The following is an 18191-nucleotide window of genomic DNA, read 5'->3' as shown; positions in this document are numbered from 1 at the left end:
CCATCTGCTACCTCCATATCTGCTCAAAGATATGGAATCACGGATCAGAAAACTGGGGAAGACTGAATCTGATAAAGCCAGACGCGCTCTAAGTAGGAAATCAGGCCGATGCCTGCGAAGTAGGGCACCAGCCAGAGCGCTTCGGTTACATCCATTTCATCAAGTCGACCGTGAAACCTGATCAGCAGAAGCACCATTCCGATGATCAGCGCAATTCCCAATCTCCAGACCGTGTCCCAACCGCTCCAGTAGACAATTAGCGTGGCGATTGCGAAGGCTGCCATGCCGACCAGTTTCACCGCCGGCACCCGAACCGAGCGTGGGTGATCGGGAAGCAGGTCGCGCAGGCAAACGACAGCGATTGGCCCGACTGCGAACGACAGAACGATTGCTGCACCGTTTAGGGCAATGACGGTGGTAAAGGGTACGGTGAGCAGAAAGAGAATGCCGATCAGAAAATTCAGCGCCAATGCCCAGAGTGGTACGCCGAATGATGACAGAATCTGCAGCCTTTTTGGCAGGAAGCCATTCTGGGACAAAGCCAACGCAATGCGTGCGTTAGAACCTGTCGCAACCAATCCGTTGCCAAACGGTCCGATCACGGATCCAATGTTGAGAAGGCTGAGAAACCAGAGAATTCCGACGGACATTATAATTCCATCCAGGGGTCCCTGAGCACCAAAATCCAGCTTTGCCCAGCCATTGCTGAGCATCGAGGGGTCGAGAGCCCCGATGAATGCGATCTGAAGACCCAGATAGATCGCGGCACATAGGATAATTGACAGAATGAGGGCGGCAGGGATGGCGAATTTGGGGTTCTTTACTTCACCAGCCATGTCCACTACGTGACGAAACCCGATGAATGAAAAGATCACGCCCCCGGTCGATACCGCGGCCATGATCCCTTTTACACCGTATGGGGCGAACCCACCGGGTGTTGTGAAATTCTCAACGTTGAAACGGTTGGCGATTAGCAGTGCTGAAAGAAGAATTGGAATGGCTACTTTCGCCCAGGTAAGCACTGCATTCACATGAGCAAAGAATTTAACTCCCAGTGCGTTGATTGCGACGAAGAAAAGCATGAAGAATAATGCAACGGCGATCCCTGCACCGGTCAGATCGCCCGAATCTGCGGCGTGCAGCCAAGGAGCATAGGGGGCGAGATACTTGAGCATCGCCTCTACTTCGATTGGCGCAGTTGTGTTGTAACCGATCCAGGCGGTCCAGCCCATTGCCATCGAAACGATGTTTCCGTGCGAAAACTGAGGCACTCGGGCTATGCCGCCGGGTATCGGTAACATGGCAGAGATTTCGGCAAAGGTGATGGCCAGTATAAACATGGCTACCGCGCCGATGATCCATGACAGGATTGCAGCAGGACCAGCGTGTTGAACCGCCAGCAGTGGCCCGAACAGCCAACCGGAACCGATGATACCGCCGACGGAAATAAAGGTCAGACCAACAAGGCCAATATCCCTTTTCAGTTTGGCCATGCGCTACCTTCTGCTGCTATCCGGGTTCGCTAACGTCTGTTAGAATCAGGATAATCAGCCGATTTGCTTTCTGACAAGCTTTTCCGGCATTGAGCGACAGATATCGTAGAACTCAAAAGTTGGATGGTGGGTGATAAGAGATTTGAACTCCTGACATCTTCGATGTGAACGAAGCGCTCTACCACTGAGCTAATCACCCGCGCCTTTGGGTCTTAGTGCGGGTCATATGAAGTCGCAAGCGCGAACGTCACAATTCAGCCCTTCACCACAGGGGTTCCACCAAAGAATCGGAACAGCGAGGTCAGTTCCTGATCCAATGCCTCACTTTCCACCGGAACCTTTACCGTCGATCCGTTTTGCTGAGGGATCAGGAAGTACAAATCCGCGTCGACACGATACCCCTGAGAGTTTTTTTCTGAGGACATGCGTCGAACGCTCTGGGGCAATTTTTGTGGGAAGCCATCGTAATTGAGAATCAGAAAAGCTGTGGCGTCAGGTGGCAAAGTTTCCCGACACTCGAATACACCAGCACTGACTTGTGCGAAGTTTTCTCCCGGTCCATCGCAGCTGACTTTGAAGGTATCGAACAATCGTTTTGGATATTCGCCGAACTGGGCGCTGCGCGACGAAACGGGTTGTTCCTGTGGTGAGCAGGCCACGAAAATGGCTAGAATGGGAAGTAGACGCAACGACAACATGCTCAACACGAACTCCACTAAAATCTGCCTCTCATAACACCTTATGCCAGACTCAGTCATTTCGCGACGATGATTCTCTGACAAGGTCGTTAACAGGGTGATGGATGATGATTTCCCGGTAACTGTGCCGAGAAAAACAGCAAATCAATCTGAGCCCACCGGTGAGTGGCAGGTTTTTGCCAGATGCCAGCCTGTGGAGGAATCGGTGGAAGACCCTTGGGTGTGCGGCTGCCAGATTTGGTCAACTAAAAAGATTTCAAAAATGACCAAAAAATGGCGTTGACCTACTATGGGTGTATACGTCAAATTGTGGAGGCCGAATAGATTGCCACTAAATCTGGTATAAAATCAGAGATGGCAGCGGGCGAGGGTCGGAAAGCACACCACACTAATGTGCAACCGTTTGGTCGGTTCCGCGCTGTGAGCAGCAGCGACCGGTCACCTATGCCCAGAATTTTGGCGGCAGGCGGCACCCTGCCTGAAGTGATTTGGTGCCAGTAACCGAAATTGGGTTGATTGAAGCTAGGGCGGCGGACATGAAGATTGAAAGAAAATTTACCAAACCGGGGCGGGATGCATATGCAGAGCTCGATTTTGTGTCAGCCACCTCGGAAATCCGCAATCCCGACGGGACAATCGTATTTCGGCTGGACAACATTGAGGTGCCTTCCAGCTGGAGTCAGGTAGCCAGCGACGTCATCGCCCAGAAATACTTCCGCAAAGCGGGCGTTCCATCCAAGCTGAAAAAAGTAAAAGAGAAAGACGTCCCCGAATTCCTGTGGCGCTCGGTTCCGGCTGATGGCGCGGAGTTCGATGGTGAGACCTCTTCCAAGCAAGTGTTCGACCGTTTGGCGGGTGCTTGGGCTTACTGGGGCTGGAAGGGTGGTTATTTCTCGACCGAAGATGACGCGCGCGCCTATTTTGACGAGATGCGCTATATGCTGGCGACCCAGCGCGCCGCGCCGAACTCGCCGCAATGGTTCAATACCGGTCTGCATTGGGCATATGGAATCGATGGCCCGGCGCAAGGGCACCACTACGTCGATTACAAAACCGGCAAACTGACCAAATCGAAATCCGCTTACGAACATCCGCAGCCGCATGCGTGCTTCATCCAGTCGGTCGATGATGATCTGGTGAACGAAGGCGGCATCATGGATCTGTGGGTGCGCGAGGCGCGCCTGTTCAAATACGGCTCTGGTACCGGGACCAACTTCAGCCATCTGCGTGCAGAAGGTGAAGCGCTGTCGGGTGGCGGCAAGTCCTCGGGCCTCATGGGCTTTCTCAAGATCGGCGACCGCGCCGCTGGCGCGATCAAATCAGGCGGAACAACCCGTCGAGCAGCAAAGATGGTGATCGTCGATGCAGATCACCCGGACATCGAGCAATTCATCGAATGGAAGGTGATCGAAGAGCAGAAGGTGGCCTCGATCGTTGCCGGATCAAAGATGCACGAGAAGATGCTGAACGGCATTTTCGAGGCCATCCGCAGCTGGGACGGCGCGCAGGATGATGCGTATGAACCCAATAAGAACGACAGTCTGAAGAAGGCAGTTCGCGAAGCCAAAAAAGTCGCGATCCCAGAGACTTACATCAAGCGTGTTCTCGATTACGCTAGGCAGGGTCACGACAGTATCGAGTTCCCGACCTACGACACGGACTGGGACTCAGAAGCCTACAGCTCGGTCTCGGGCCAGAACTCGAACAACTCGATCCGCGTAACCAACGCGTTCCTGACGGCTGTTGAAAAAGACGCGGATTGGGAACTGATCAACCGGACAGATGGCAAGGTCGCTCGCACCGTCAAGGCGCGTGATCTATGGGAAAAGGTCGGCCACGCCGCATGGGCCTGTGCCGATCCGGGCATCCAGTTCCACGACACTGTGAACGAATGGCACACTTGCCCCGCAGACGGCGAGATTCGCGGCTCGAACCCGTGCTCGGAATACATGTTCCTCGATGACACGGCCTGTAACCTTGCTTCGATGAACCTGCTGACCTTCCTGAAGGATGGTGAGTTCCAGGCGGCGGACTATATGCACGCTTCGCGTCTGTGGACCCTGACATTGGAAATCTCGGTGACCATGGCGCAATTCCCGTCGAAGGAAATCGCGCAGCTGTCCTATGATTTCCGCACATTGGGTCTGGGCTACGCCAATATTGGCGGCCTGTTGATGAACATGGGTTACAGCTATGACTCGGATGAGGGGCGTTCGATCTGCGGCGCACTGACTGCGATTATGACCGGTGTCGCCTATGCGACCTCGGCGGAGATTGCAGGCGAACTTGGCCCGTTCAAAGGGTATGAGCGTAACGCAGACCACATGCTGCGCGTCATCCGCAACCACCGCCGTGCGTCACAAGGAGTGACCGAGGGTTATGAAAAACTGGCTGTTAAGCCGGTGCCGCTGGACCACGACAATTGCCCGGACAAGCGTCTGATCGATCTGGCCATGTCCGCTTGGGATGAGGCGCTGAGCCTCGGCGAGAAAAACGGTTACCGCAACGCGCAGGCCACCGTGATCGCACCAACCGGTACCATTGGTCTGGTAATGGACTGTGATACCACTGGGATCGAGCCGGACTTTGCTCTGGTCAAGTTCAAGAAACTGGCCGGAGGCGGTTACTTCAAGATCATCAACCGCTCGGTGCCTTCGGCGCTGGAAAAGCTGGGCTATTCCTCGTCTCAGATCGAAGAGATCGTAGGTTACGCGGTCGGTCACGGCACCATCGGCAACGCGCCGGGGATCAACCACACCTCGTTGACCGGTCACGGCTTTGGCCCGAACGAACTGGCAAAGGTGGACGCCGCGCTGGAAAGTGCCTTCGACATCCGGTTTGTCTTCAACCAGTGGACGCTGGGTGAGGACTTCTGCACCGGCGTTCTGGGTATCCCGGCGACCAAGCTGAATGACCCGACTTTCGACCTGCTGCGTCATCTGGGCTTTACCAAGGCGGATATCGACGCGGCGAACGACCATGTCTGCGGGACCATGACGCTGGAAGGTGCGCCGCACTTGAAGGAAGAGCACTATTCGATCTTCGACTGCGCCAACCCGTGCGGTAAGAAAGGTAAGCGTTTCCTTGGAGTTGATAGCCACATCACTATGATGGCCGCGGCGCAAAGCTTCATCTCGGGCGCGATCTCGAAGACGATCAACATGCCGAATGACGCAACCATTGAGGACTGTCAGAAGGCGTATGAACTCAGCTGGTCCCTGGGTGTGAAGGCCAATGCGCTCTATCGTGATGGCTCGAAACTGTCGCAGCCTCTGGCCGCGGCGCTGGTCGAAGATGATGACGAAGCAGCGGAAGTGCTGGAAAGCGGTTCGACGCAGGAAAAAGCCGTCGTTCTGGCCGAGAAAGTGATCGAGAAGGTTGTGGTCAAGGAAATGATCCGCAGCCATCGCGAGAAACTACCGCATCGCCGCAAAGGTTATACCCAAAAGGCAATCGTAGGCGGCCACAAGGTTTACCTGCGGACCGGTGAGTTCGAAGACGGCAAGCTGGGCGAGATCTTCATCGACATGCACAAGGAAGGCGCTGGCTTCCGGGCGATGATGAACAATTTTGCCATCGCCGTGTCGGTTGGCCTGCAATACGGTGTACCGCTGGAAGAGTTCGTGGACGCCTTCACCTTTACCAAATTCGAACCGGCAGGGATGGTGCAGGGCAACGACTCGATCAAGAATGCGACGTCGATCCTAGACTATATCTTCCGCGAATTGGCCGTGTCCTATCTGGACCGCACCGATCTGGCCCACGTGAAACCCGAGGGTGCGACCTTCGACGATCTGGGGCGCGGTGAAGAAGATGGTCTGTCGAATGTCTCGGAAATCAGCGACAGCGCGGCCTCCAAGTCCTTGGAAGTACTGAAGCAAATCAGTTCAACCGGCTATCTTCGCAAGCGTCTGCCGCAGGATCTGGTGGTGTTCAACGGCGGTCAACCCGAGGTAAACGGCATGGCGGAACCCGTCGCACAATTCGAGGCTCCGGTTGCGGAAACTGCCGTCGCCACGGGTATGGACGCCCGTACCAAGGCCAAGATGCAAGGGTACGAGGGTGATCCCTGTGGCGAGTGCGGAAACTACACGCTGGTGCGCAACGGCACCTGCATGAAATGCAACACCTGCGGCGCAACGAGTGGGTGTAGCTGAGATGGGTTTGGATACGAAAGACGAACTAGAACGTCAGAACGATGAGGTAGCAAAAGACCCTATCTTGGACTTGCTGATACAAGTTCTGGAAGACCAAGAAAGCAGAGAAAGAGGTGCCAGCATCCCAGCAACCGTTCTGATGAATGGGTTCTTGGTCAGCGGAGATCTGATCACTTTCGAGCAATATGCTCGTTGTCAGGCCCAAGAAGGCCGCATTCCGATCCTTTTTAAAGAGCTTGAAAAGTTGCGCAAAGAAGAACGTGAAAAAAGAACGGAAAAGTCAGAGGGTGTAAAGAAGTACTTTCATATGGAAAACGCGCGCTTCTTCGACTCTAGCAGTCAACCGATACCGAGCGGTAATGGGGTTATTTGGCGTGGATGCCTCTCCGATGTTTCAGGATTTTTTTTGGGTTCTTTGAACGTAGGTCAGACAGAGGCTTAACAAATAACGCCCCGGCAACCCGGGGTGTAGGGGCCGGAAGCTGCCATAGTAACCGGTCCCGACGAATACGGAGCAAGGCAAAGCCTGAGATTTACCAAAGGCGCCTTGTTCCACTCGGTCGACATGCCCGTGTTGGCCGGGAACAGGGTGGGGCGGAATATCAGTCCTTCCCACTCTCTCACGGGACGGGTGCGCTCGTCCCAGGCGACGTCCAGGCCGCAGGCAAAAAAACACCGGGCGGTCAACGAAATGAGCCTGGATGGCGAAACTGACAGGGGGCTTCGGCCCCCTTTCTTTTTGCCACGGTGAGTCGCCTGATTGAGCGGTGGCCTGCCAGATCGCGCTTTGGTCGTAGGGGGAGATTTGCCGAATCGTGATTCTGCGATTTGGGCCAGCAAGAGGCCGCACTGCATCCAGCAGTAAACGGGCGGGCTTTGGCGCGAATCACAGGATTTTCCGACCTAGCGATGACAGCCGTCTCTTAAAGGGTGTTTCTGGTGCCTGTCCGGATGGACTACCACTCAAAACCCCTACGAGGAGATATCACGATGAAACCGCAGAAATTGGCCGTACTCGCCGCATTTGCAGTTGGATTTCCGGCCCTTGCCCTGGCACAGTCGAGTGCAGACGCCAACGGAGACGGCGTTCTGACCATCGAAGAAGTGCAAGCTGTTCTGCCAGATATGGATGCTGATGGCTTCTCGACATTGGATACCAATGGCGACGGTGCGCTTGATCAGGCTGAGATAGCGGCCGCTCAGGAGGCAGGCCTGCTGCCGGCAACAAACGGCTAAATACAGGCTTAGGCAAGGCGGCCCGATTCTTTCGGGCCGCCTGTTTTCAATGGGTTATTGCGGCAAGTGAATGTTGAACTTGCTCCGAAGTTCTGCATCCAGCAGCGGGTCAAATCGCGCCTGTGACGGCGTTGCAAGGATTTCTTCCTTGCGGGCGATTGCTTTTTCAATGAGATCCGGTTTGCCCAGTTCAGACCACTCTTTCGGTGATGTCCGATCGCCGAGTGTTGGATACACATAATCCACCTGCATACGGCCAAGAGTGGCATCAGTGCCCAGATAATGACCGGGTCCGCCAAGGCAAACTTCGGCGATTTGATCCAGCGCCAGTGTGTCGTCGTTTACTTCGATCCCCCGAACACAACGAAGTGCCTGACCAATCAGATCGTCGCTGAGAATGAGGCTTTCGAAACAGAATCCCAGCAGGGATGAATGCATGCCTGCCGCTTCATACACCATGTTCAGACCTGACAGACCGGCCATGACGTTCGAACACATCTGTTCCCAGCCAGCCTGCATATCGGGGAGTTTTGCATCGGATGCGCCTGCAGCTGCACCGCCTGGCAGACCGTAGAACTTATGCATCTGAGCGCAACCAGCGCTCAAGAGCGCTTGTTCACCGGAACCTACCGACATCGCCCCGGTACGCAGGTCCAGACCAAAGGGCCAAGTGCCAAAAATCGCGGGGGCACCGGGCTTTACGGCATTTACATAAACCAAACCTGCCAGGCATTCCGCGGTTGCCTGAGTGATTGCTCCGGCGATTGTAGACGGCGCGGTTGCACCCGCCATACCTGCAGAAAGCAGCAGAACGGGCATGCCGGCCTTGATGCATTCCTCCATAACTTCGCAGCTTTCAGTTGCGAATTTCATTGGTGGAACGACAAAGCAGTTGGAGTTCGACACAAATGGACGTTCGCGCCACTTGTCTTCACCGCCAGCGATCATGTGCAGCATTTCCACCGCCGGAGCGACATAGCTGGGATCGGTGAACGATGTACCGATATGTTTGAACGTACCCGAACAGCAAGCATAGATGGTGTTCAGATCCATCTCGCGGTTGTCCAAAATGTCACGGCAAACCATCGGACGCTGAACGAAATGGATATTGTCCAGACTATCGCAGATACGGGATGCGTCGTGCAGGTCCTGAACCGTTGAATCACGGTACTCGCGACCATGCACATCGACCATGTGTACTGCAGCGCCAGCGGTTCCATAGTGGACGCGGTTGCCCGAAAGCTCGAGGTCAGTTTTGCCATCACGGCTATAAAGCGTGACCGAACGATTTGCTTTGGCCAGCATGTCCTCGACCAATGCGCGCGGGAAGCGGATACGACCGTCATCCCCGAGAATACAGCCTGCGCCGACTAGATAGTCGATGCCGCTTTGCGGTGCATCGGCAAGGCCGATCGTCTCAAGTGCTGTCAGGGCGGCGTTGTGTATACGCTCCATATCCTGCTGGCTGAGAGGTTTGTATGTGCCACCTTCCATGCCTGGGCGCACAGGGCGCAGGTGGTCGGGCAGGGCGGCTGCACGCGCTGCACGACGGGCAGAGCGTCCGCCGCTACGAGAAGAGCTACGGGATTGATCGTTCATGTGAGTGTTCCGAATGTTATTGAGCTAGTTTGGGATTGGCTATCTCAATAGGATTACGGCCGACCACGCGCAGCACGCCCGCGATCTGCGCCGATTGTACGGCTTACCAGACGGATTTTCCAATATTCGCCGCGCATTCCGGCCCTCGGTTGTTCACAGGTTGTGTATGGCACCGCATACCGACGCGATCTATCCTGTTTACGACCTGTTTTTGAGAAACCTGATTTAAGACCGGATCAGCGAAAGCGACCAAGCTTGCGTAACTAAAATGAATACCTGAAGTTTTTTTCCCGTTTTGAGAGAAATCTGTTAAACTATCTTCACTTAGTGAAAGTGAATTGTGAATTGAATTGAGGGTTTAAGCCCCCATATCCGTGCCAAAGCGGTAGTCGCACTTAGGGCCTCAGACGGGTCTGATGCGAAGTACTTGGAGAGGCGTATGAAACGATTGACGGCCATGATTGCTGCGTTGCTGCTTGTCGGCACCGCACCCGCTTTTGCCGAAGATTGGACGGGCGCCTATGCGGGATTCAGCTTTGGTTACACAGATGCCGATGGCCCGAACGGATCCAGCGGAAACGACACCACCTTTGGCCCTCACATCGGGTACGATTACGATTTTGGTGATTTCGTACTGGGTGGCGAGCTTGAATATGATCCATTGAAACTGAGCTTGGGTTCTGAGGGCAGTCTGGACGGCGTCACGCGCCTGAAGCTGCGTGGCGGGTATGATTTCGGTCCTGCGCTTGGTTATGTCGTGGTTGGTGCCGCTCGTGCCGATACATCGAATGACAGTGATACCGCAGCTGTCTATGGTATCGGCGTCGCATATCCCATTGGCGAGAACTTTGTGATCAGCGGCGAAGCTCTGAGGCAGAACTTCAGCGATGTGACTCGCTCGAATGGTGATATCGACGCAAACACCTTTAACTTGCGCACGACATTCCGGTTCTGATCACGTCTATTCGGCGGCGTGCTGACCTGCGAGCTTGGATGCAAAATTACACACAGTCTGTAGCGCAGCAGCAAACCTGTCATCGTCAATTGTCATAGCAACGCGAATATGGCCCGCTGCGGCGGTGCCAAAACTCTCGCCTGGCATGACAGCAATGGCGTGGGTATCGAGTAGGGCATTTGCAAACGCCTCGCCGCTCATTCCGGTCGCTCTTATATCCAGCATCAGGTACATCGCACCCTGTGCAGGAACGAGGCCTACTGTGTTTTGTCCACTCAGAACCTGCATGGCCAAAGAGCGTCTGCGGCGGAACGGCGCTGCGACCTCTTCCTCCAGACCATCACCCGCTGTCAAAGCATAGCTCGCGGCATCCTGGATAAAGCCTGGAACCCCATAAGTGGTGTGTGTGGCCAAGTTGATCAGATGCTGAACAACTTCTTCAGGACCAACAATCCAGCCGCAACGAGAGCCGGTCATCGCGTGGGATTTGGACATGGACCCGACAACAAGCGTACGTTCGGCCATGCCGGGCAGGGCGCGTGGTGACAGGTGCTCACCTTCCCATACCTGCGTATCGTAGACCTCGTCCGAGATCAGCCAGAGATCGCGTCGCTGGCAGAGATCAGCAATTTCGTTCAGCGTTTCGCGGGAATACACAACACCTGTTGGGTTGTTCGGTGTGTTGATCAGCAGCGAAACAGCGCCCTCAACGAGTGGTTCAATCATATCGGCACGTGGCTGAAATGCATCTTCAGCGCGGGTTTGCACCGCTTTTGCAATCGCGCCCGCTCCACGAATGGTGCCGGGGTAGGTCGCATAATAGGGGTCAAGATAAAGGCCCACATCATCCGGGTCACAAACTGCTGTATGAGCCGCGAACAGTGCAGACTGGCCACCAGGTGTGATCAGCACGTTGTGTCGCGTCGTGGGTACCCCGGTACGGTTTTGTACCCGAGCGGCGACTGTATCGCGCAGCAGATCTGTGCCGGGAACCATGGCATATCCAGTATGCCCGTCGCGGGCAGAGCGATCCATTTCAGCCAGAATCGTCGCATCGGTGCGAATGTCATGTTCACCAATCGTCAGCTCAGTCACGGCATGACCTTCTGCGATCATCCGGCGCGCACGATAAAACACATCCCAGCCGTCAGATCCGCCGCCGGTTAAATGCGTGATACGATGCGACAGTTTCATTGCGCGCCTCCCTTGCAGCAATTCAGGCCGAATGGGACAGAGCGCCGGTGATTTGTCAATCAACTTCGCGCCGGTAGTGTCGCCTGCAATTTTTTCGTGAGCGAGGCGCGTACGATATCATAAGACGCGGTCAGCCGGTGGCGCATCTCCTCGGCTTCGGTATCCCATGGCAGCCGAATCCAGCTGCGATGAAAATAGGGGGCTTTGGTGCCGACACCCGCGTCGATCAGCATCTGAGCCGTTTCGATATCCGGCGTCTTTACAGAAACCCCATCCCCCACTGATCCGACGCAGGCAAACATCTTGCCGCCCACTTTCCACGCATCATGTCCGCCACCCCAGGGGTCGGACAGTTCGGCCCCAGGCAGGTCTTCGCAAATGGAGTTCACGTACTCTCGGCTCATGAAAGGCAGGTTGCCGGTGCAATCAGCGAAACTCAAGGCTTGGCTCAGGCAAAATCACGTGATATTCGAACACTATGAACCCGATGACCTGCATCATTATCTGCTGCATTACCTGCTGATTAATCAAGCGGGCCGGTTTCTTTCGTTTTCATCCCTGAGACAAGTTGCTAAGCCCGCGCCAACGCGAGAAGCTATGCTGTTCTTAGGAGCCGACCGATGACGACGATCAAACTGCACAACACACGGACGCGGACGAAAGAGGATTTCGTGCCGATCGATCCAGCAAATGTGCGGATGTATGTCTGTGGGCCTACCGTCTATGACCGGGCACATCTGGGAAACGCCCGACCAGTCGTTGTATTCGACGTGCTCTATCGGTTGCTGCGTCACGTATATGGCACAGATAACGTGACCTATGTGCGCAATTTCACGGACGTGGACGACAAAATCAACGCCACGGCGCTGTCGCGTAAAAAGGCCGGTGCGGAAGGGTCGTTGGAGCAGTTGGTGCAGGAGCGTTCGGACGAAACCATCGGCTGGTATCTGCATGATATGGGTGCACTGGGTGCGATGGAGCCCAATGAGATGCCGCGTGCGACCGAATACATCGCGCAGATGATTGCAATGATCGAGGATCTGATCGCGAAAGGTCATGCCTACGCTGCCGATGGCCATGTCCTGTTTGCCGTAGACACGTGGAAAAAAGACTATGGCAAGCTGTCAGGCCGTTCTGTTGATGACATGATCGCAGGCGCTCGGGTCGAGGTAGCGCCTTACAAGAAGAACCCGATGGACTTCGTACTGTGGAAGCCCTCGACTGACGATCTGCCGGGTTGGGACAGCCCGTGGGGTCGTGGACGTCCAGGTTGGCATATCGAGTGCTCGGCCATGAGTTATGAGCTGCTGGGAGCGAGTTTTGACATCCATGGCGGTGGCAACGACCTGATGTTCCCACATCATGAGAACGAGATCGCCCAGAGCTGCTGCGCGCACCCCGAGGGGGAGTTCGCTCGGTACTGGCTGCATAACGAGATGCTGCAGGTAGAAGGCAAGAAGATGTCCAAATCACTGGGCAACTTCTTCACCGTGCATGACTTGTTGGAACAGGGCGTGCCGGGCGAGGTGATCCGCTTTGTCTTCTTGCAGACCCATTACCGCAAGCCGATGGACTGGACTGAGAAAAAGGCCCGCGAGGCCGAGACGACGCTGCGCAAGTGGCGCGCGATGACCGCGGGCATCGAGCCCGCCACCAGCGCTGCACCTTCGGTTGTTGCAGCATTAAGTGATGACCTGAATACTGCGGGCGCCTTGACCGAACTGCACCGTTTGGCAGCGGATGGAGATGCGGAGAGCTTGTTGGCCAGCGCTCAGGTGTTGGGGTTACTGACTGATGAAATCGGAAGCTGGGCAGATACCGCGTCATTGGACTTGTCTGCTCACGCAACCAAACTTGCCGACGCACGCGCTGTTGCTATGCAAAACAAAGACTTCTCGGAAGTAGACCGGCTAAAGGCCGCGTATCTGGCTGCAGGTCTGGAAGTGCGCATGAGCAAAGACGGTGTGGAATTGGTGCCCGGAGCGGGCTTTGATGCGGCAAAGTTGGAGAATGTCTGATGGCTGATCCAAATCATTCCTGTTGCGACAAGCAGGCGTAATTGATGACTGAGGGCCAGCGGGAGCAAGCAATGACTAAAGAACGCCTCTACCTCTACGACACCACCTTGCGTGACGGACAACAGACGCAGGGTGTCCAGTTCTCGACTGCGGAAAAGGTCCAGATTACGCAGGCTCTGGATGAATTGGGGGTTGATTACATCGAAGGCGGTTGGCCCGGTGCAAACCCCACGGACAGTGCGTTTTTCGATGCGGCTCCTAAAACCTCAGCCACGCTGACCGCATTTGGTATGACCAAACGATCAGGCCGGTCAGCAGACAATGATGATGTTCTGGCAGCTGTGATGAATGCCGGAACGCAGGCGGTGTGTCTGGTGGGCAAATCGCACGACTACCACGTGACCCAAGCGCTTGGCATTACGCTTGAGGAAAACACGGAAAACGTTCGGGCATCGGTCGCACATATCGTGGCGCAAGGGCGCGAGGCGCTGTTCGATGCCGAGCATTTCTTTGATGGCTACAAGGACAATCCGGCCTATGCGACCGAAGTGTGTCAGGCTGCGTTGGAGGCTGGCGCAAGGTGGGTGGTGCTGTGCGATACCAATGGCGGTGCGCTACCTTCAGAAGTGAGCAAGATTGTCTCTGAACTGATCGCTGCAGGTTTGCCGGGGGAACGGTTGGGCATTCACACCCACAACGATACCGAAAATGCGGTCGCCTGCTCTCTGGCTGCCGTTGATGCAGGGGCGCGTCAGATTCAGGGAACATTGAACGGGTTGGGCGAGCGTTGCGGTAATGCCAATCTGACCGCTTTGATCCCGACATTGTTGCTCAAAGAACCGTACGCATCACAGTTTGACATCGGGGTCAGCCGTGAAGCGCTGGTTGGTCTGACGCGGACCAGCCGGATGCTGGATGACATTCTTAACAGGGTGCCCAGCAAGCAATCTGCTTATGTAGGAGCATCGGCCTTTGCCCACAAAGCTGGCCTGCATGCCAGTGCGATCCTCAAGGATCCGACGACGTATGAGCATGTAGATCCGGCCACTGTCGGCAATACGCGCATCATCCCGATGTCCAATCAGGCAGGGCAGTCCAACCTGCGCCGTCGTCTGAGTGAAGCGGGCCTGACTGTCGAGGCGGGTGATCCGGCGTTGGGACGTATTCTGGAGCGGATCAAGCAGCGCGAGGCTAAAGGCTATTCCTACGATACCGCTCAAGCCAGTTTCGAGCTGCTGGCGCGAGATGAACTGGGGCAGTTGCCACAGTTCTTCGAGGTCAAACGCTACAAAGTCACCGTCGAACGGCGCAAGAACAAGTACAACAAGATGGTCAGCCTGTCCGAGGCTGTTGTTGTGGTCAAAGTTGACGGAGAAAAGAAACTGTCCGTCAGTGAGTCACTTGACGATTCCGGCGGTGACCGTGGTCCGGTAAACGCGTTGTCCAAGGCGCTGGCCAAAGATCTGGGGCAATACTCTCCGATATTGGATGATATGCATCTGGTCGACTTCAAGGTGCGTATAACTCAGGGCGGGACCGAGGCGGTCACGCGGGTCATAATCGACAGCGAAGACGGGCAGGGCCGGCGTTGGTCGACTGTCGGCGTCAGTGCGAACATAGTGGATGCCTCGTTTGAAGCACTGCTTGAGGCGATTCAGTGGAAGTTGGTGCGCGACTGCAAAACACAGTCGGCGGCTGCGGAGTGACTGTGAAGTTCGATGATGATGTAAAGGCCTGCGCGGGGCTTGTTCATCGCGCTGATCCCGACCGTTTTCTGGCTGCGATGGCTGCCCCGGTTGCTACGCGATCGGTTTTGTTTCCTTTGTATGCGATGAATGTCGAGGTTGCGCGCGCGCCCTGGGTCACTCAGGAGCCCATGATTGCAGAAATGCGACTGCAATGGTGGCGCGATGCACTGCAGGAAGTTGCCGAGGGGCCGACCGTGCGCAGGCACGAAGTAGTCACACCACTGTCACGTGTGCTATCCCCCCACTTGGCGGCGCAGTTGGATGAATATGTGGCCGTAAGACGTTGGGATATTTATCGAGATCCGTTCGAAGACGAAGAGCATTTCGAAAGCTATATCGATCACAGTGCCGGAACGTTGATGGTTGTCTCGGCACAAGCCCTTGGTGCTGCCGATGAAACGGTTCTGCGTGACTTTGGATACGGTGTTGGTGTCGCCAACTGGTTTCGAGCGATCCCCGATCTAGAGGCGCGAGGTCGTATACCTTTGCTCGATGGCACACCGGATGGTGTTCGCATGTTGGCGCAAAAAGCATTGCAACGATTGATGAACGCTCAATCCAACCGAGCGGCAATTTCAAGGGATGCATGCCCGGCACTTTACGCGGGCTGGCAGGCAGAATGGGTTTTAAAAAAAGTGATCGCACAGCCTGAGCGGGTTGCCCAAGGCGCGCTTGAACAGGGAGAAATTCGTCGCCGCTTGTCTCTGATGACAAAGGCGGCGACGGGGCGCTGGTAGTTATTCCCAGCCACCTTCACGAAGTTCGGCCGAGATCTTGAGCTTTACCGAGTCAGAAGTGCCGGGCGCGAACATGCCAACGCCATAGTCACTGCGTAGCAACAACCCTGTTGCTTCAACACCGACCCAATCACCTTGATAATAATCGAAAAAGCCGCCCAGCGGATGGGTGCCCATGAACTTGAGCTCGATATCCAAAGCTGCAGGTTTGGTCTGATCCTTGATCGTCAGGTCACCGATCATGCGCAATGTGTCTGCACCCGTCTGCACGGCTGAGGTCGAGACAAATCGAATCTCCGGAAAATCCTCGATCGCGAAGAAGTCGTTGCTTTTGAGGTGATCGTTAAGCGGCCCCCAGCCAGTTTCGAGGCTTGAGGCATCAATGGTGATGTCGGCGCTGGTTGCAGCAACGTTTTCTGGATCAAAATCTACGGTACCAGTAAGGGCGGTCCATTCGCCGGATTGTTCGGTCAGCCCGGCGTGATTGTAGTAGAAGCGGACTTCGGTATGGCTTTGGTCGAAGTGATAGGTTTCTGCAACGGCGGGTGAGGCCATTGCGAGTGTTAGAGTGGTTGCGCGCAAAAGGTTCATGGTGTTTCTCAGATTTGCTGTGATTGATAAATAAAGATGTAAATGCATCTATAATGATGCACAAAGAAAAAATACAAAGCTCGCGGAGGCGTGATGAGCGGATTTGAGAAGAGAGAAGCAGCCTGGATCGCACTGAACCGAACGCGCACGCGGATATTTGCAAGAGCAGAACAGGCACTGGTGGCGTCGGGATATCCGCGCCTGCACTGGTATGACGTCTTGTGGGAACTCGAGCGAAAGCCGGAAGGTTTGAGACCTAAACAGCTGGAAGAGCAGTTGCTATTTGATCAATCAAGTTTTTCCAGACAGGTCGCGCGTATGGCGGAAGAGGGCTTGCTGACACGCCACGCTGTCTCAGGTGACGGTCGTGGCCGCATTTTGCGGATAACCGGGAAAGGCCGGAAGTTGCGTCAGCAGATGTGGGAAATCTACCGGATACACATCGACGAAGGTATTGCTGAAGCTCAGCAAAGCAAAGCGTTCACAGCAATAACCGAACTTGGTGACTAAACTGTCCGTGGGCGCATTGTCAGCCACAGTAGCGCGCCACCTGCCAGCGTGAGCAACGGAATCATTGCCAGATTTACAGCCGTCCAACCTTCGATCGGCGAACCGCCAGAGCAGTTCATCAATCCGCCCGAGGCGAGTGAGGCCAGTGTCACGCCGCCAAACACCAGAAGGTCATTCAGGCCTTGCATCCGACCACGTTCATGAACTTCGTGCGATGCCGCCAACATGCTGGTTGCGCCAATAAAACCGAAGTTCCATCCAACGCCCAATAAGATCAGCGCGACGAAGAAGTTTCCGAGATCCACACCCTGCAAGGCCACAACACCTGCGCCTGCCAGGATGGCGAGGCCAAGCGCTACAATCTTTTCAACACCAAAACGCGCGATTAGGTGCCCGGTGAAGAAGCTGGGCACATACATCGCCAGAACATGACTTGTGACAACATCGGCGGCGTCATTCGCAGTATAGCCACACCCGACAACAGCCAGCGGCGTCGAAGTCATGACAAGGTTCATCAAAGCGTAAGAGACCATTGCGCAGATGATGGCGACAGCGATGCGTGGTGTTTTCAACAGTTCCAACCGTGTTCGCCCTTTGGGCGTATCCGCTGTTGGACGGGGTGGCGTTGGAATATCCAGGAAAAAGAACAGCGCCGATCCTATGACGTTAACGGCGATAACGGCGATATAGGTGCCGAGAAACGGAATGACATAGGACTCAGCGGTCAGTTTGACGATCTGCGGACCGATGATTGCCGCTGCCAATCCACCCGCCATGACATACGAAATCGCTTTGGGCCGGAACTCATCCGAAGCGGTGTCGGCGGCTGCAAAACGATAGAACCCATGGGCACTCATGTAGATGCCGGTCAGCAGGCTTCCCAACAGGAATATCGGAAATGACCCAAGGTACAGGCCATAAGCACCTACGACACCACCACAGGCACCAGCGGTCGCACCAACTAGAAATCCGACCCGGCGACCCCAACGTTGCATGATCGCCGAAATCGGCGTCGCAGCCAGCATCGACCCCAGGACGATGAGCGAGATTGGCAGGGTTGCAAGGCAGGGGTTTGACGCCAGTGACTGCCCTGCCAGTCCACCCACGATAAAGATCATCGGCATCTGAGCGCCGAGGATAGATTGCGCAGCTACCAAAACGGCGACGTTGCGTTTGGCTTGTCTGTTGTTGGGCGGAGTGGTGGCGGTCATTGTCATGGGCATATGCGTATCGGCGAAAGCCGTTACTTACAAGC

Annotated in this window: 16 protein-coding genes and 1 tRNA gene; 9 read left to right on the top strand and 8 right to left on the bottom strand. The window is 55.4% G+C overall.

Annotated elements, in window-relative coordinates; all coding sequences use genetic code 11:
• Positions 1-44 precede the first annotated feature (44 nt).
• The 3 genes from ACR0CW_RS08500 to ACR0CW_RS08490 all read right to left on the bottom strand — a co-directional run bounded on the left by ACR0CW_RS08500 (position 45) and on the right by ACR0CW_RS08490 (position 2251).
• Positions 45-1493 carry an APC family permease gene (locus ACR0CW_RS08500; protein WP_480787449.1) on the bottom strand — a complete coding sequence of 483 codons (1449 nt, stop codon included), beginning with the start codon at positions 1491-1493 and terminating at the stop codon, positions 45-47.
• A gap of 124 nt (positions 1494-1617) precedes the next feature.
• Positions 1618-1692: transfer RNA gene (locus tag ACR0CW_RS08495), tRNA-Val, on the bottom strand.
• Between the two features lie 55 nt (positions 1693-1747).
• The gene (locus tag ACR0CW_RS08490; RefSeq protein WP_480787448.1) at positions 1748-2251 is read right to left on the bottom strand and encodes a hypothetical protein; all 504 of its coding nucleotides are present in this window, start codon (positions 2249-2251) and stop codon (positions 1748-1750) included.
• Between the two features lie 40 nt (positions 2252-2291).
• Here ACR0CW_RS08490 and ACR0CW_RS08485 point away from each other — a divergent pair, with 40 nt between their 5' ends.
• The 4 genes from ACR0CW_RS08485 (at position 2292) to ACR0CW_RS08470 (ending at position 7584) form a co-directional block, all read left to right on the top strand.
• Complete coding sequence (locus tag ACR0CW_RS08485) at positions 2292-2474, top strand: hypothetical protein (RefSeq protein WP_480787447.1); 183 nt, start codon at positions 2292-2294, stop codon at positions 2472-2474.
• Positions 2475-2727: 253 nt separating this feature from the next.
• Positions 2728-6348 carry a vitamin B12-dependent ribonucleotide reductase gene (locus ACR0CW_RS08480; protein ID WP_480787446.1) on the top strand — a complete coding sequence of 1207 codons (3621 nt, stop codon included), beginning with the start codon at positions 2728-2730 and terminating at the stop codon, positions 6346-6348.
• Between the two features lies 1 nt (position 6349).
• Entirely contained in the window at positions 6350-6790 is a 441-nt protein-coding gene (locus ACR0CW_RS08475; RefSeq protein WP_480787445.1) for a hypothetical protein, read from the top strand.
• 548 nt (positions 6791-7338) lie between these two features.
• On the top strand, positions 7339-7584 hold the full coding sequence (locus tag ACR0CW_RS08470; protein ID WP_480787444.1) for an EF-hand domain-containing protein: 246 nt from the start codon (positions 7339-7341) through the stop codon (positions 7582-7584).
• A gap of 54 nt (positions 7585-7638) precedes the next feature.
• Here ACR0CW_RS08470 and ACR0CW_RS08465 read toward each other — a convergent pair whose 3' ends face one another.
• Positions 7639-9183 carry a trimethylamine methyltransferase family protein gene (locus ACR0CW_RS08465; protein WP_170333109.1) on the bottom strand — a complete coding sequence of 515 codons (1545 nt, stop codon included), beginning with the start codon at positions 9181-9183 and terminating at the stop codon, positions 7639-7641.
• Positions 9184-9622: 439 nt separating this feature from the next.
• Between ACR0CW_RS08465 and ACR0CW_RS08460 the strand changes: the two genes are divergently transcribed.
• Positions 9623-10138, top strand: coding sequence for an outer membrane protein (locus tag ACR0CW_RS08460; protein WP_480787443.1), 516 nt, complete (start codon positions 9623-9625; stop codon positions 10136-10138).
• A gap of 6 nt (positions 10139-10144) precedes the next feature.
• Here the strand turns inward: ACR0CW_RS08460 and ACR0CW_RS08455 are convergent, their stop codons facing one another.
• Positions 10145-11332 carry a pyridoxal phosphate-dependent aminotransferase gene (locus tag ACR0CW_RS08455; protein WP_480787442.1) on the bottom strand — a complete coding sequence of 396 codons (1188 nt, stop codon included), beginning with the start codon at positions 11330-11332 and terminating at the stop codon, positions 10145-10147.
• A 59-nt stretch (positions 11333-11391) separates the two neighbouring features.
• Positions 11392-11736 (bottom strand): MmcQ/YjbR family DNA-binding protein, encoded by a 345-nt coding sequence (locus ACR0CW_RS08450; protein ID WP_170333114.1) that lies wholly within the window; start codon positions 11734-11736, stop codon positions 11392-11394.
• Between the two features lie 216 nt (positions 11737-11952).
• Here ACR0CW_RS08450 and cysS point away from each other — a divergent pair, with 216 nt between their 5' ends.
• From cysS to ACR0CW_RS08435, 3 genes are all read left to right on the top strand, one after another.
• Positions 11953-13350, top strand: coding sequence for a cysteine--tRNA ligase (gene cysS / locus ACR0CW_RS08445; protein ID WP_480787441.1), 1398 nt, complete (start codon positions 11953-11955; stop codon positions 13348-13350).
• 71 nt (positions 13351-13421) lie between these two features.
• Positions 13422-15056 carry a citramalate synthase gene (gene cimA, locus ACR0CW_RS08440; protein ID WP_480787440.1) on the top strand — a complete coding sequence of 545 codons (1635 nt, stop codon included), beginning with the start codon at positions 13422-13424 and terminating at the stop codon, positions 15054-15056.
• Between the two features lie 2 nt (positions 15057-15058).
• Positions 15059-15835, top strand: a complete 777-nt coding sequence (locus ACR0CW_RS08435; RefSeq protein WP_480787439.1) for a squalene/phytoene synthase family protein — start codon at positions 15059-15061, stop codon at positions 15833-15835.
• Here ACR0CW_RS08435 and ACR0CW_RS08430 read toward each other — a convergent pair whose 3' ends face one another.
• The gene (locus ACR0CW_RS08430; protein WP_480787438.1) at positions 15836-16426 is read right to left on the bottom strand and encodes a YceI family protein; all 591 of its coding nucleotides are present in this window, start codon (positions 16424-16426) and stop codon (positions 15836-15838) included.
• 93 nt (positions 16427-16519) lie between these two features.
• Here ACR0CW_RS08430 and ACR0CW_RS08425 point away from each other — a divergent pair, with 93 nt between their 5' ends.
• Positions 16520-16936 (top strand): MarR family winged helix-turn-helix transcriptional regulator, encoded by a 417-nt coding sequence (locus tag ACR0CW_RS08425; protein WP_480787437.1) that lies wholly within the window; start codon positions 16520-16522, stop codon positions 16934-16936.
• On the opposite strand, the gene ACR0CW_RS08420 is transcribed toward ACR0CW_RS08425, so the two are convergent.
• The gene (locus ACR0CW_RS08420) at positions 16933-18153 is read right to left on the bottom strand and encodes an MFS transporter (protein WP_170333124.1); all 1221 of its coding nucleotides are present in this window, start codon (positions 18151-18153) and stop codon (positions 16933-16935) included. The genes ACR0CW_RS08425 and ACR0CW_RS08420 overlap by 4 nt on opposite strands.
• Between the last annotated feature and the right edge of the window lie 38 nt (positions 18154-18191).

The sequence above is a fragment of the Ruegeria sp. CH6 genome (assembly GCF_056537005.1).
Note: the sequence above shows the minus strand (reverse complement) of the source record. Positions and strands in the feature narration are given on the sequence as shown.

Coding starts and splice junctions, on each gene's coding strand:
- ACR0CW_RS08430 (WP_480787438.1), bottom strand. CDS start 16,426: ATGAACCTTTTGCGCGCAACCACTCTAACACTCGCAATGGCCTCACCC.
- ACR0CW_RS08460 (WP_480787443.1), top strand. CDS start 9,623: ATGAAACGATTGACGGCCATGATTGCTGCGTTGCTGCTTGTCGGCACC.
- ACR0CW_RS08420 (WP_170333124.1), bottom strand. CDS start 18,153: ATGACAATGACCGCCACCACTCCGCCCAACAACAGACAAGCCAAACGC.
- cimA (WP_480787440.1), top strand. CDS start 13,422: ATGACTAAAGAACGCCTCTACCTCTACGACACCACCTTGCGTGACGGA.
- ACR0CW_RS08480 (WP_480787446.1), top strand. CDS start 2,728: ATGAAGATTGAAAGAAAATTTACCAAACCGGGGCGGGATGCATATGCA.
- ACR0CW_RS08465 (WP_170333109.1), bottom strand. CDS start 9,183: ATGAACGATCAATCCCGTAGCTCTTCTCGTAGCGGCGGACGCTCTGCC.
- ACR0CW_RS08450 (WP_170333114.1), bottom strand. CDS start 11,736: ATGAGCCGAGAGTACGTGAACTCCATTTGCGAAGACCTGCCTGGGGCC.
- ACR0CW_RS08500 (WP_480787449.1), bottom strand. CDS start 1,493: ATGGCCAAACTGAAAAGGGATATTGGCCTTGTTGGTCTGACCTTTATT.
- ACR0CW_RS08475 (WP_480787445.1), top strand. CDS start 6,350: ATGGGTTTGGATACGAAAGACGAACTAGAACGTCAGAACGATGAGGTA.
- ACR0CW_RS08485 (WP_480787447.1), top strand. CDS start 2,292: ATGGATGATGATTTCCCGGTAACTGTGCCGAGAAAAACAGCAAATCAA.
- ACR0CW_RS08425 (WP_480787437.1), top strand. CDS start 16,520: ATGAGCGGATTTGAGAAGAGAGAAGCAGCCTGGATCGCACTGAACCGA.
- ACR0CW_RS08490 (WP_480787448.1), bottom strand. CDS start 2,251: ATGACTGAGTCTGGCATAAGGTGTTATGAGAGGCAGATTTTAGTGGAG.
- ACR0CW_RS08470 (WP_480787444.1), top strand. CDS start 7,339: ATGAAACCGCAGAAATTGGCCGTACTCGCCGCATTTGCAGTTGGATTT.
- cysS (WP_480787441.1), top strand. CDS start 11,953: ATGACGACGATCAAACTGCACAACACACGGACGCGGACGAAAGAGGAT.
- ACR0CW_RS08455 (WP_480787442.1), bottom strand. CDS start 11,332: ATGAAACTGTCGCATCGTATCACGCATTTAACCGGCGGCGGATCTGAC.